Genomic DNA, 14,845 nt, shown 5'->3' with positions numbered 1-14,845 from the left:
TAGAAAAACAAAATATGTACTATAATGTAGATATATAAGCTTTGGTAGATTTAATATTATAATTATTATTTTCAAATCAAGTTGTGGAACGTAACAGATTGTAGGAGGAACAAATGAACAATGATATAAAGAAAGCTATTTTAAAAATAACATTAATTGATGACAATGGTCGTAAAGTTAAGCAGGGAACTGGGATTATTGTGTCTTTGCCTGATACAGAAAGAGATGCAATTTTAACTGTATATCATGTGATTGATGAATTTGATGGTAATATAGAACATATTAAGATAGAGAGTCAATTTAAAGAAGCTTATGAAGAAGAATTTAAGATAATTGAAGTTCTGTATGATAAAAGTGATGATAAAGATTTAGATGTTGCAGTTATTTATATAGAAAAACTAAAATGGTTTTCTAAAAAAGATAATATGATTTTGCCAAAAAACTTTTCTTTAGAAATGAATTATGATGTGAAATTGGCAGGATTTCCATCATTAATAGATGAGGAGGGGATTGACTTACCTTATTTGCCTATTCATGTTATGGTTGAAAACTATGAATGCCCACGTATTATGCTAACGTTAAAATATCAATTTGGAACAAGAAGATATTTTGAAGAAGAAGTTGCTGGCATGTCAGGTGGTCCACTATATTGTGAAATTGGTAATAAAATATATCTTCTTGGTGTTACAAAAAAAATCCCAGTAAATGAAGATGGAGAGGCATTTTATTACATATTTTATATATGGCATATAGAATGGTATCTAGATAAAATCAAGGAGCTATATGGATGTGATATTTCACTTTCTAAAGAACCAACGCCAATTTTTAACAATATGAATGGCATTAGCTCTTTTATAAATAATATGAAGAATCGTACAGAAGCTTTGCTTCGGAGGATAGAAGAAAATATATATTATAAAGGAAATACTTTGCACTTTAATGATGAATTATATCAGAAACAAGTAAAATTAAATAATTTATTTGGTGGAGAAGTTGTAATCATTTCGGGTGAAGGCGGAGTTGGCAAAACATCATTTATTAAGCACTGGGTAAATGATGAGAATCCAATTTTGTTTTCTTGGAAGGCAGTTGAGTTTGGAGTTAATAAGCTCAAGAATATATTTATGGAATATGGCAACTATACATGCTATGACTTCTTTGATTATTTCGATGATGAACTGGAGAAACATATTCTGATTGATTCAGCTGAAGCGTTGTTTGAGTTAGAGCAAAATAATGCATTTGAGGAATTTTATTATGAAGCTATTCGCAAGGGATGGAAATTTATTTTTACAGTAAGAACGTCCTTTACTGAAAATTTAAAATATTTATTAAGACGTATACATTCACAAGCTCAGATGAAGGAACTATGTATTTCAGTTGTAGTGCAGGAACAAATTAAGAAATTGTTGGTTGATTGTGGGGTGGCTGTTCCGCAGAACAAAAGAATTATGGAGTTAATTGGAGTACCGTTTTATCTCAACCAGTATTTAGAAGTTGCTGATCAAAATAATGCAATACGAAGTACAGTTAAGGAATTTAAAGAAGAACTCTGGAGATTAAAAATACTTGGTTATCCAAATGTTAAGAATAGAATTCATACAAGAAGGAAAAAAATGATTTTTCAATTGGCAAGGCTTAAGTCTGAGAGTCAAACCTTTTACATTAGAGAGGATAAAATAACTCAAGAAGATTATGAAGCATTATCAGCATTAATTAGCGATGATATTTTGGATTATGATGAAAAGCAAGGATATTTCTTTACTCATGATATTTATGAGGAGTGGTCTTTAGAACAGATGGTTGAAGAATGCTTTAATGAATATAGTAATAAATTTTTAATGTTTTTTAATAATCTGATTCCTTCAATTTCAATGAGGCGGGCTTATAGACAATGGATTATTATGAATATTGAGGACAATAGGCAAGACGTTAAGAGTCTTTTGAATCAGATAATCGAAAATGGAGGAATTGATAGGGTTTGGCTTGATGAAACTTATATTGCTATCTTGGAGTCTAAATATTGTTATGAATTTTACAAAGAGTATCAAGCTAAGTGTATTGAAAGTGAAAGCATTTTATTTTACAGGATGGTGTTTCTACTTAGAACTGCAGTAAAAAAGAGTTATGGCAATTTAATGTTCACTATTCCCAAAGGTTATGGTTGGGAGGCAACAATTCTTTTCCTTAGTGAAAACTTGGAAAATGTCGCTATAGATGAAAAACAAATGGATATAGTTTTGGAGTTTTTACTTGATTGGGTGAGAAATTATAATGCAGGTGATATCACAAAACTGGCTGCTAAAATTGCATGTTCGATATATGAGACAAGAACTAGACTTTATTCTATTGAAGATAGACTAATTAGTATAATTTTAAAAGGAGCGGCAGAGGTAGGCGATAAAATAGAAGCATTTTTTGAGAAAGTTGTTAATGGTAGCGATAAGTATAGTAAACTATTTGAGAATGCGTTGACTAGCCTTGACGGAATGTATCTTGCACAAAGTAATGCAAAACTTACCATGAATATTGCAAAGTATTTCTGGCTGGATACGAAAAAAGATAGGTACTATTACAGAGATTCTTGGGAAACAAGTTTTGGAATAAATTCAAGACATTGTTTTGACTATAATCATCATAGTGCGTATCAAACACCAATATATTGGCTTTTAAAAGTAGAAAAACAAGAATCATTGGATTTCATTTTGAAAATGGTTAATTTCACAATTGAAAAATTTGTTACTTCAAATATGTTTCATCAATATGAAAATGATTATACAAAAATTCAAATTAGAGTCGATAATAATTTTGTGTTACAGCATTGTAGTACGAGAATATGGCAAATGTATAGAGCTACTCAACCAGGACCTGGTCTTATACAGTGTTTGATGGCTACATTAGAAAAATGGTTAATTGAAGAAGCTGAAAAAGAAACTGTTGAAGAATATGAGCAGTTATTAAAGTATTTGATAACACAATCTAAATCAGCTTCCGTTACGGCAGTAGTTGTTAGTGCGATTATAGCTAATCCCAATAAAGCATACCATATAGCATTAATGCTTATGGATACTAAAGAAATATTTACACAGGATAGAATAAGATTCAGTAAAGAAAAATCATTAACTCAGCTGATTAGAATTAGTGCTTTGGGTGCAAGAGGGGAGAATGTAATCTATGTCAATGAGAGAAAGGAAACTCTAAAAGAGAAGTTTCGAAACAAAACTTTAGATTTTATAATTCTAAACTATCAAGTAGCTCCAATAGAACATCTTGATGAAAAACATAGAAAAGAATTTATCGCAAATATATATGAAAAAATAGATGAGAAATTGCAAGTCATCAAAGCACAGAGTAATAGAGAAGATTCTGACAATCTATGGGAATTATATTTATCACAGATGGATTTAAGAAGAATGCAGGCCAAACAAGTTGACATAGATGAACAGTCTTATGTGGCAATGGAACCTGAGTTAAGCGAATCTGTTCAAAAAATGATAAAGAAAAACGATGAAGAAATTGAACCAATTACCAGACTGATGCAATTAAAACTTTGGTCTGAATTCAGACTCGATAGAAATGAAAGTAATTATGAGAAGTACATAGATTATGAAACCAATCCAAAGAAAGCATATAATGAAATGGTAGGTATACCACAGTTTATTCAAGAGCACCGTGATAAAGCTATTCTTGTAGAAGGTTTAATATATAGCATATCATGTGTTATGCTGCGAGATTTTCAGTCTGAACTGTTGCCTCAAGAAATTGATTTTTGTAAGGTAAACTTACTAAATGCAGCATATGAATTATGCAAATATCCAAACCAAGTCTTTATGAATGGATTAGGATTTGAAGCAATACTTGAAGGATTAATGGTTATATTGCAGCTAGAGGACGAAAAATGTGATGAAATTCGGTTTATCATTACATATCTATTAATTGTAAAAGGCAAGGATTTTCAAAAAAAGATTATAGAGATAATTTCAAAATTAAAATCTAAAAATATACTGTACTTCATCAAAATAAATCTTTGCCTCGCTGATATGTATAATAATAAAGTAATGCGAAAATATGGAATGAACTTTGATGAACTAAATAGAAGTTTTTGGGAAGAAAATGAATCATTAATTAATGCCTTATTTAGCAGTGAATACTTTATTGAAGAAGCTATTATTAGTAATTGCACTATTGAAACGATTTCAAACACATTAAATATGATACCATCCGACACACAGGATGGTTCATTGATTGACATAATAGAGAAACTAATTAGTGTGTTTCAAGCAAAAATTCAAATAGGGCAAGAAGAAAAAGCACATACTTTTGAGGCTATCTGGAATATTTGGGAGAAGATTGCTGAGTTTCTTTTACAGCGTACTTGTGATGAAATACCTCTTTATATGAGCATAATTAGTGCGATTTTAGAAAAGAATGAATGGACTCAACGGTTTTTATATTTTCTCATTATTAAAGAAGATTCGTATAAAAACGTAGATGTTTTTTGGAAAATTTGGGATGAGCTATACAATAAAATAGTGACAATAGTTGATTCCGAGAAGGAGCACCAAACGCAAGAGGCAATGGATAGTAGGTATGCATATAGTGGAGAGCGTGAATGTGAATCTATTTTGACAGAGTATATGTTGGCCTCTTATATATGGGAAAAAAAAGCGAAGGAATGGCATTCTTTAAGCTGTGCTCAAACTAATTTTTATAAAAAAGTTAGTTCTGATTTAGGATTTCATAAGGCTACCTTACATGGAATTGTTCATTTGCTAAATTCTATTGGAACGTGCTTTTTTGATTATGGAGTTGATTGGATCTCTTGCATTGTAAAAGATAACCCATGGTTAGAAAAGCAAAGTCTTATGATAAATACAATGTTTTATCTTGAAAGATATATGGTTGATATTACTGATAGGTGGCAAAGTAAAATTAAGAGAGAAAAAGCTACTAAAGAAAAAATCATGTGCATTTTGAATTTTATGGTTGAACAGGGGTCAACAGTAGGATTTATGTTAAGAGATGAACTATAATAAAATAAATTTAAAGTTGGTTATTTTGTTAAAATATGTATAGGAAACAAAACGAACCCCCCAATATCCATATACTGGGTAGGCTAATAATGGGTAGTTGAGATAAAGAATATATTCTTCAGATAGGGGTTCAACGAGGCTCGTCTCCACCAAATAAGAAATATAATTTTGATACATATAGAAAGCTCTTGATTTCAAGGGCTTTTGCTGTTTTTTGAGAAAAAGTGAGTGAGAAATTTTAAGATTTAAACTCAGATATATAGATTTTTATGTTGGACATGCACACCTCTATGGATTTTTAATTAAGGGGTGTGCACTTTTTGGCAGAATTACAATTGATATGTTTCCGCATATAGGGCATGTGGAGACGGTGGTATTGATGTCAAGGGTGGATAAATAGGACTATTTAAAACACTGATAAATAAAGGGTTTCCTGACATTGCATTTTTTTCTCGGCAACTTTGTCGAGAGATTAATGTCAGAAAACCCTTATTTTTATTCTTTGAGGAAACATATCAACTACCATGAAAGTGATAGGGTTGAGTTGACAGATTAGATAACGCTTATTTTTGTAGGGGTTGAGGAGACAGGATAGATATCAGGAGTCGAAGAAATTCATTGCGTTTTTGCAGAAAAAATGCTATGCTATTAGCAATTAGCTAATAGCATAGAGCATAAAGCACAATGCTTATAGAATGGGGGTTAATTTGTGAAATATAAATCATTCAGTTCATTTTTAGTAAGTAAACGAGATGCTATAAATCTTACTAACAGTAAGCTTGCTTCTTTAGCTAATATTTCGGCTGTTTATCTTGGTGAAATTATAAAAAAGAAAAAGAATCCTCCAGATAAGAAAACTCAATATGCGTTGGCAGAAGCACTGCAGTTAAGTGAAGAAGAAAAGGTTGAGTTTTTTGACTTAGCTGCTAGTGAGCGGAGGGAAATTCCAGTCGACATATATGATTACTTACTGGAAAGAGAAGATTTATTAGAAGAAATTCGGGCAAAGAAAATGGACGAGGGAAAGGAAGAACATCATGAAAAAGGTAAAACCAATAAAGAAATCAATTGAAGCTAAAGGACATACTCCTCAATATAGAATGCATAAATACTTTGCCAGAAGACCTTATAATGTTTTTAATAATTTAATTAGACATTATTCAAATAAGAATGATATTATATTGGATTGCTTTTGTGGTGGCGGAGTAACAGTTTTTGAAGGGGCTTCTTTAGAGAGAAAAGTAATAGGTGTAGATATAAATCCATTAGCAACTTTTATTTCAAGGATGCAGATGTTCAATGGGGATATTGATCTATTAAAGAAAGTTTACGAAGATTTCTGTAGCCAGATTCGGGAGAAATATGAAAGATGGTATTTTGTTGACTTTGGTAATGATAATGGCATTTGTGAATGGACTGAATGGGTGTATATTGTTCTTTGTCCTCATTGTGGTCAAGAAATAGTTCTAACAGAAGATAATAAAATTAAGAATGGCATTTATCAGTGTTCGAATAAATCTTGCGAGGGTCACAGTGGAGTTAGAAGGATTGAAGGTATACCAAATGGTAGTCTTCCGATACGTGTGCGCTATAGATCGAATGCAACCAATGAAATCAAAACAAGGGAAATAGATTCTAAAACGCAAATTTGCAATTATGACGAGTTATTAGATACAGCAAATAGACTAAAATATAGTCCTAATTTTGAGATACCCATGGATTGGGATAGACAACATGAAGATAAACTAAAAGAACGAGGTGTTACTGAATATAAGGATCTTTTTACAGATAGAAATTATGCTATAAACTGTTCTATTTTTAACGATATTATTTCTAAAAAATCAGAATTACCACAGGATATATATGAGATGCTATATTTTCTATTTAGCTCGGCATTGAGGTATACAAATAACATGACAAGGGTTACAGATAATTGGGAAAATGGCAACCCTACTTCAATGGACAAACACGCATTTTGGCTTCCGAACCAATATGTAGAAACCAACGTTGTAGATATCATTTTCAAAAGAGCAAAAAGTATACTTGCCGGAGTTAAATATTCAAAGCAGAATTTACCTGAAGGGTGCAAAGAGGCGCATTCTTTCGATGAATTACGAAAAAAAGGTGGTTATCTAGTATTAAACAGAAGTTCAAGTGATCTTCCAATACCCGATAAATCTATCGATGTAGTAATAACAGACCCGCCTTATGGGAGTAACGTACAATATGCTGAATTATCAGCTGTTTGGAATGCATGGTACGAATCCTTTAGTGGATTAAATGATTATATTTTTAAGGATGAAGAAGCAGTTGTCAATAGAAAGGTAAAAGTATCAGGGGCCAAAACCGAAACGGATTATGAGGAGTTACTATATAAAATCTACGCAGAGTGTAATAGAGTTTTGAAAGACGGCGGTTATATGGTCTTTACATTCAACAATAAGAATATTAAGGTATGGATTGCAATGATGAAGGCTGTAGCAAGGGCTGGCTTTTATCTTCCGGATGATGGAGTAATCTTCCAAGATTTTATTAAATCTTATAAAAATACTGCGCATTTAAGATACGCAGGAAATATCCATGGTGATTTCATATATTCGTTTGTTAAAGGAAAGAACCCTGCAATTTCAGTTCTTAATGGATACACGTTGCAGCAGGTAATTGAGAAAAATATTGATATGCAGATTGAACATCTATATAAGAAACGCAAAAGGTATTCTACCACTGAGCTGTATCAAAAAATATTCTCTAAGCTTGTCTGCGTGCTTATGGCATATATTGTAGAACATATTGACAACGAGGAAGAAATGCTTAAAGTTGAAACATATTCCGATGACTATGTAGATAATTTGTTGAAGAAAAAGCTTAATTACATTAATGAAAAATGGGTCAAAAAGGAGCAGTAATGCTATGAAAGAACTTCTTAATGAAAGGCAGATATATGAAAGTAAGGAATTACAGCAGTTTATTTTACAATTAGAGTGTCGATATGAAATTAAAGACTTATCATATAAATATAGTAATTCTGTAAACTTTTCCGAGAACGCTGACGTACCATTTCATCAATGGTTTCGCTATCGAGAAGGGTTTTCAGGTAATTTAATAAAGGAATTAATTAGAGATTCTGGTGCTGCTAAGGATGAAGTAATAATAGATCCATTCAGTGGATCTGGAACAACTCCTGTGGTTGCTGTTCTTAATGGATACTATGGATTTGGCATAGACGTAAATCCATTATCAGCGTTTATAGCTAATGTTAAAATGCAGCAATACACGCAAAAAGAGTTGCAATTAATTAAAAGTTTAGTGAGAGATTTACCGGAATTTAAAATATCTAGCACAAATAAATATGATGACATAAAAAAGTATTTCACTCAAAGAAATTTTGAGACGCTTTGCAGTTTGAAAGATTATATAGACAATATAGATGACACGAGAGTGCAATTGATTTTGAAAACTGCATTCCTTTGTATTATTGAGAGCTCTTCTAACCGTCGGAGAGATGGTAATGGTTTAAAAACAGTTAACACAAAGGTCTCAGATGTAAGAGATGTTTTTATTAATAAAGCAACTGAAATTCTGAACGATTTAGAATCTACATCAAGTAATATAAAAGGCAAAGGAGAATGTATTGCAGATAGTGCTAAAAACTTATATCAAATATATAAACAGAATTACGAATCAAAGAATTTAAAGGCCGGGACAATTATTTTTTCACCACCATACCCGAATTCATTTGATTATTTTGAATCATATAAATTAGAACTTGTTTTTGGCGATTTTGCTACTAATATTCAAGAAATTAACGATTTTAGAAAGCAAGCGGTAAGGTCATTCATTGGTGTAAAAGAGCAAAAAGAGTCAGATAAATATATAAATATTATTGCAGAAGAAATTGAAAAGGCGATTCCTAAAAAAGAAGCAGAGACTGGAAAAAGGGACTCGAGAACCAGAAAGGTTCCTAATATGATTAAGGGGTATTTTTCTGACATGCAAGAAATAATTAAGCAGTGCGGTCTTTGTCTTGAAAAAGGCAAAAAAACATATATAGTTATTGATCAATCTGCTTATGTTGGCGTTATAGTTCCAACGGATTTGTTGTTAGCTTATTTATCTGAGCAAGTTGGATTTAGAGTGGAAAGTATCATAGAATGCAGAAAGTGCCGAACATCGGCTCAACAGTTGCAGCGTTTTCCATATTTAAAAAATGTATTAAGGGAGAGTATAGTAGAATTGGTGAAAGAATAACAAACTGCCGCAGATGATTTTCTCACCTGCGGCAATTTGTTTCAAAGCCAACTTTTGAAAGTAATAAAATTCGTTATAAGCTTATCCATAGGACATGTTTCTATCTCGTTTGTTTTTTCAAGAAGCTCTTTAATTCTATCCGTTCCATTAGGGGCAAGCGTTATTTCTGGAGTTCCTGAGACAGTTACTCCCTGCCATATTGTAAGGTGCTTCTTAAGGTAATTAAACTGGTTGTAAAGGGTTGTTCTAGAAGACCAAATGTCAATGAGCTTAAGTGTTGTATCGAACTTTTCGTTAAGAGCAGCCAAAACTATTTCTTTGTTAGCTTCACTTAAACTTTCAATACAAGGATAAGTATCTCTAAGGTATGATATCCTTTCACAGGCTTCACTAACACCGCGCTCTCCTATATCTTTAGCTATAAATAATGCATAGGCAAATTCAAATTTCGATATTTTACCTACTTGTGCTAATACCCTTAAAGCATAACGGTACGGAAAATGTGGAAACCTAGTAATTGCCGCTAACTTGTTAAACTTTAATAATTGTTCTTCAAATATTGGTGCAGCTTCTTCAAAAGAAGAACATGCAAATAACTTACGGCCAATATCAGTTACATAGAATTTACGTTCTTTTTCGATTATAGCACCGATCTTAACAGCATGTGAAACATTGTTATGATCAATCGCTATAGCAGTACGTGGAAGCCCTACATCAAAAGATTCATATTTTTGCAAAGTAGCTATTACACAAGATTTCCAATATGATTCAAGATTATAGTCTCCGATAGTAGTAAAATCTCCTCTTTCTACTCCTGATGTACGAGACTTTGGTTCAAAAATAAATTCCCGGGATATATTTGCTGGGTCTCTATTTACTTCAGCAACTCGTAAAAGAATTTTCCCAGCTATATCATCAATTCCTAGCTGCTCTGTTGCCTCTATGATTATTGGGGAGTCGCCATCGTCTTCACCCCTAGGCCTCTCGCCTGTTGCTAGCTTTAGATTTAGTTTGTCAATATAGTCTGCAAGAATTCGATCTTGGTCTCTTAAGGCTTGTACAACAGTATGCAGTGTGCTGAAATTCTCGGGATCAATATCTTCAAAACTAGAAACCTCATCAGCGATAATAACCGGAATTATTATATACGAAATTTTGTCAGGGTTATCTTTTACTTTTCGTAATGATCGCCCCACAGCTTGGATAATATCGATAACTGAGTTTTTGGGATCAGCAAAATATACAGCATCAATTATCGGTACATCAACACCTTCTGTGAGACATCTAGCATTAGAAATTACACCAAATGGAGATGCTATAAATTCGTCAAAAATTGCTTTTCTAGCTCCAGCAGACATACTTCCATTTATATGGTCACAATATACATCTGAAACGACTGTATCTCTAGAAATACCAGATATTACTTCGTTTAAGTTAGTACCATTTGCAGATGAAATAAAGCGTTTTGCAGATTCAATATCGCGATGATAGGAGATTGCTTTATTAATCCCAATATCATTCATGGTTTTTGCGAGAAGAACTTGTTTGAATAGATTCTGCGAATCCACTTCCCTATCCCCAATATTTAGAACAAGATTATTATCAATTATACTTTTTAGTTCCCCTTCTTTCATGCAACAAAGAACTATTTTGTAATCGCTGATTATTCCTTGTTCAATAGCAGATCTGAAAGGAAGTGAGGTAAATGTCGGGCCATACTGTTCATAGTTATCCATAGAAAAGACTTCATAATTATATTCACGTGCTCTCCCGACTATACGAGGATTAACAAATCTTTCTGTAGCTGTCATGAATAACCGTTTTTCGGAAGGGATAAAAGCATCATTCATACCCATAATGAACATTTGAGTATCTTTATTACCGGCGGTCCTATGAGCCTCATCGAAGAAAGCAATATCAAAAGTAAATCCATCAATTTTTTCTAATGCTCCAACTATGGCATCTAACGATTGGTATGTTGAGAATATAACCTTGTCTTTCGGTGATTCGAATTTTATAAAATTAAGAATTTTCTCTGGATCGGTAGTAACCGGAACACCGATATATGAAGCATCTGCCTGGAAATCATCATTTTCTAGATGTTTTGCATTCTCGGCTACTGTCGCATCACTACATACACAAAGATAGGTGAATGGAGCTTTTGCCTGTGGCATCCAAGCTTCAAGAGTTTGCTTTATAAGAGCAAGGTTGGGAGCAACAAATAGTACATTTTTTGCCGATAGACCTTCCTTTATCCATAATGCAGTAAGGGTCTTACCAGTGCCACAAGCGGCAAGCATTTTTCCTCTTTCTTCTGTTGCAAATCCCTCAAGAACATCGGATATCATTTTAACTTGGTGAGGCCTAGGTGTATACCTTTGAACACGTGTTTCGCTTTCACCCGTTGTCGCATAAGAGTACAACCACTCGAAGAATTCTGGTTCTAGGCTACTTAATTCATTTCTTAATACAAAAAATTGATCTTTCTTTTTGTAAGCTTGTTGAGGTAGCTCATAGCAGTTTGCAAAAATGCATCGCTCATCAGCATGCTCAGACTCAGCCCAAAATGAAGTTAGTTCATCATAAGAAGGGGATAATTGACCGCTTCTGAATTTGGCCTGGTAGGCTACAGTTTTTCCATCTTCTTTAACTATTAAGCCGTCTACACCACTATCTCGGTTCTCTAGTTTTACTTTTTTTCTCAATTCTATTGGGATTGAGTTTTCCATATATAGCTCTGAGATAAGATACAAATCCTTAAAATATGTGAAATAGGCAAAGACAAACTGTTCAAAAGCAGTACCTTTCTCTTTAGGAATTTCAATTGATTCAATTGCAGCCTCTAACTCCACCCACGAAGTATACTTTTTAGAAAATATACTATTAAAAATCATAAGAACCCTCCTCCTACGAGATAGAGACAAGGAGCTACCTTGTTCTATCAGAAATTTTAATTATTGAGTTGTTTAAGTATGTATAATATCTATATCGTCATATGTAGTATCAAAATATGGCAAACAAATAGCATTAATTTCAGCAAGAATAACATCCTTATCAATCAAATTATTACTTTCTGATTCAAATGCAATAATCAATTTACCACAATCATCATAACCACATGACCCAAATAAAGCCCTATGGACATCAAGTTTATTTTTGTCTAATAGTTTTTCTATGATATAATCCCAAAAATTAATTTTTCTATAGTTGAGTATTTGATTCTTGTGTACGCTATTCAAACTATTTTGTACTTCAGCCCAACTCTCCAGTAAGCGGCTTTGGAAAAAAGATGATACCCCTCCACAAGAACCGCAGAATCTATCATTTCCAGATAGTTTACTGTTACAGCTTGTACAAAGATTGTATAATGGAGCCGAACAGACATTACATATTTTTGAAGATAAGGGTAAGTCAATTTCTCCACATCTCAAGCAATAGTAGACACGTCCAGTGCTTTTTAACTGAATAGTTGATGGGTATAAAAATACCTTATCTATGTTTACGTTATTGGTCGTTTTAAATCCACACATTATGCAGTATCGATCTGCAGGTTTTAATGGTGCTCCACAATTGCCGCAAAATGCAGGTGATGTGAGAAGTAAGTATTTTTTATTTCTAATGAAGTCATCAAATTGGCATTCAAGTGCAGCTTTTTCACGCTCCATGAGATGATAATCGCGTCTAATGTCACTTATTACATATTCTGATGCTTCTTCAGATAAATTACAAAGTGATTTTATACTTTCTTTGTCAAAGCAATTGCATGCGCGGAGAATTGCTGTAGGGGCAAGTAATTCTGCAGCAAACATTTCAGCTTCACGCTCTAGAACCCAATATTCGTGAGAATTACTAATGTTTAGCGAGGACGGAAGATCGAACTCCTCAAAGTGTTTCAAGAATATATGTCCTAATTCATGTGCTTTGGAAAAACGAACATTACCCGGAACCCTATTACGATCTTTTACAATAGATATATATATTGATTTTCCTTGAATAATTCTCTTTTGTGTAATAGCTTGAATATCTTTGTTGTTCTTAAATTCATAGGGCAAATCGCTCATAGCAATTTGTTCAGCTTCAGATTCAGAAAATAAAATGATATTGTTAGCTTTAAAAATCAAATCAATATCAGTCGGAAGTGAATTTATATTGTTTGACAATAAAATTTTACGTGCTGTGCGTTTTACGTAATCATATCTGGGCTTATTTGGAATGCTTTTAGCTGCCAACACGTTCACCTCCTTTTGTTATTTGTTGTCATCAGATATTCCGCTTTGCTTTAAAACGATATTAATGAATTCGGCCATTTTATCCATTGTTTCTTTTGGAGCATCTTTTGCTCTAAATAGTGTTTTTACTAATTCTTCAGACTTAGATAAGCCTTCAAGCAATTCATCTCCACTACTCTTAGTAGAATTTACTAGATCTTCCGCAGACTCTGTTTCTGCTAATACCCGTAGAGCGGGGATGCCAAAAACTCTAGTAATGGAAGCAAAATCATTATAATCACAAAGTTTATCGCCAGACTCCATGGATTCAATTTTATGAGGTGATAGGTTGGATAAATTTGCTAATTCTGAAATACTGAGTCCTTTGGATTTTCTTAAAGATCTTATTTTTTCTGCAATGGTTTTAGGATTAGATTCATTAAATAGTTCTTCAAGATAAGAATCCATATCAGTGGCAGCACTAATATATCCACCTGCTTTTAAAGCTTCCTCCACGGGAATATTTAATGCTTTACATATGGCCTTAATATTCTTGATTGATGGGTTAGCTCTATCACCGTTTTCAATTCTATGAATTTCTGTATGACTAATTCCTGATTTTTCAGCCAGTGCCCACTTTTTAATACCAGCTGCTTCACGTGCTGCCTTAAGGTATTTTCCAATTGCTGTTTCAGCCACAATACTCACCTCCTAGAAGAAGAATATCACAAACCGAACCAAAACGCAATACTTATTTTTTGAACCAATAAGTTTATTGACAAAAGGTTCAATGCTTGATAATCTAAAATAAAAGAAAACCATTTTATAGAAGTGGTTTTTTATTTAACCTAAACCGAACCTAAAAGTTCAAGAAGGAGGTAAAAATGAAAATTAACACTGACTATATAAGAGAATTAGCAAGGAAAGAGGGACTTACTGGAGCTGAATTAGGAAGAAGAATGAATGTTTCAGTTTCTGAGGCAAATCGTGTTTTAAATGGAGAACGTAAAGGCGGTAGAAAAGTAATATCTGGTATAACAAAAGCTTTTCCCGAGGCTGATAAAAGGCAGCTTTTTATTTTACCTGAAACCGAACTAAAAAGTTCGTACCCATATGCTTTTGATAGTATTGTTCCTAATATTCCGTATATTAAAAGAATAATGCAGTCACTAGGTTGGTCTGGAAGTGATTTAGCAAGGCACATGGGTGTTTCTGTAACAGAAGCTAACAGACTGCTTAGAGGTGCACGAAAAGGAGGCAAAAAGGCAATTGGTGGTTTTTTGAAAGCTTTTCCCAATGAAAAATGGGAGCATTTGTTTGTTTTAAGTAATTCCAAACAGTAGATAAGGAGGGAGG

The 14,845-nt window shown here is 33.1% G+C and carries 8 protein-coding genes; 5 read left to right on the top strand and 3 right to left on the bottom strand.

What is annotated here, in order from left to right; all coding sequences use genetic code 11:
* Positions 1 to 113: 113 nt before the first annotated feature.
* From I6U51_RS11965 to I6U51_RS11950, 4 genes are all read left to right on the top strand, one after another.
* Positions 114 to 5,033 carry a trypsin-like peptidase domain-containing protein gene (locus I6U51_RS11965; protein ID WP_211142838.1) on the top strand — a complete coding sequence of 1,640 codons (4,920 nt, stop codon included), beginning with the start codon at positions 114 to 116 and terminating at the stop codon, positions 5,031 to 5,033.
* 709 nt (positions 5,034 to 5,742) lie between these two features.
* The gene (locus tag I6U51_RS11960) at positions 5,743 to 6,105 is read left to right on the top strand and encodes a helix-turn-helix domain-containing protein (protein ID WP_024400923.1); all 363 of its coding nucleotides are present in this window, start codon (positions 5,743 to 5,745) and stop codon (positions 6,103 to 6,105) included.
* Positions 6,071 to 7,939: a DNA methyltransferase gene (locus I6U51_RS11955; RefSeq protein WP_211142837.1), complete on the top strand. Its 1,869-nt coding sequence runs from the start codon at positions 6,071 to 6,073 to the stop codon at positions 7,937 to 7,939. Before I6U51_RS11960 ends, I6U51_RS11955 begins: the two co-directional genes overlap by 35 nt.
* A 4-nt stretch (positions 7,940 to 7,943) precedes the next feature.
* Positions 7,944 to 9,281 carry a DNA methyltransferase gene (locus tag I6U51_RS11950; RefSeq protein ID WP_211142836.1) on the top strand — a complete coding sequence of 446 codons (1,338 nt, stop codon included), beginning with the start codon at positions 7,944 to 7,946 and terminating at the stop codon, positions 9,279 to 9,281.
* Positions 9,282 to 9,322: 41 nt separating this feature from the next.
* On the opposite strand, the gene I6U51_RS11945 is transcribed toward I6U51_RS11950, so the two are convergent.
* The 3 genes from I6U51_RS11945 to I6U51_RS11935 all read right to left on the bottom strand — a co-directional run bounded on the left by I6U51_RS11945 (position 9,323) and on the right by I6U51_RS11935 (position 14,188).
* The gene (locus I6U51_RS11945; RefSeq protein ID WP_211142835.1) at positions 9,323 to 12,175 is read right to left on the bottom strand and encodes a DEAD/DEAH box helicase family protein; all 2,853 of its coding nucleotides are present in this window, start codon (positions 12,173 to 12,175) and stop codon (positions 9,323 to 9,325) included.
* Between the two features lie 72 nt (positions 12,176 to 12,247).
* A complete protein-coding gene (locus tag I6U51_RS11940) occupies positions 12,248 to 13,510 on the bottom strand; it encodes a double zinc ribbon domain-containing protein (RefSeq protein ID WP_211142834.1) in 1,263 nt (420 codons plus the stop codon).
* Between the two features lie 18 nt (positions 13,511 to 13,528).
* A complete protein-coding gene (locus tag I6U51_RS11935; RefSeq protein ID WP_211142833.1) occupies positions 13,529 to 14,188 on the bottom strand; it encodes a helix-turn-helix domain-containing protein in 660 nt (219 codons plus the stop codon).
* Between the two features lie 185 nt (positions 14,189 to 14,373).
* Here I6U51_RS11935 and I6U51_RS24755 point away from each other — a divergent pair, with 185 nt between their 5' ends.
* Positions 14,374 to 14,832: a hypothetical protein gene (locus I6U51_RS24755; RefSeq protein ID WP_246517301.1), complete on the top strand. Its 459-nt coding sequence runs from the start codon at positions 14,374 to 14,376 to the stop codon at positions 14,830 to 14,832.
* Positions 14,833 to 14,845: the final 13 nt, after the last annotated feature.

The sequence above is a fragment of the Clostridium aciditolerans genome (genome assembly GCF_016316925.1).
In the GTDB taxonomy this organism is placed as follows: Bacteria; Bacillota; Clostridia; order Clostridiales; family Clostridiaceae; genus Clostridium_AM; species Clostridium_AM aciditolerans.
The sequence above is the reverse complement of the archived record's forward strand: the minus strand, read 5'-3'. Positions and strand labels throughout refer to the sequence as shown.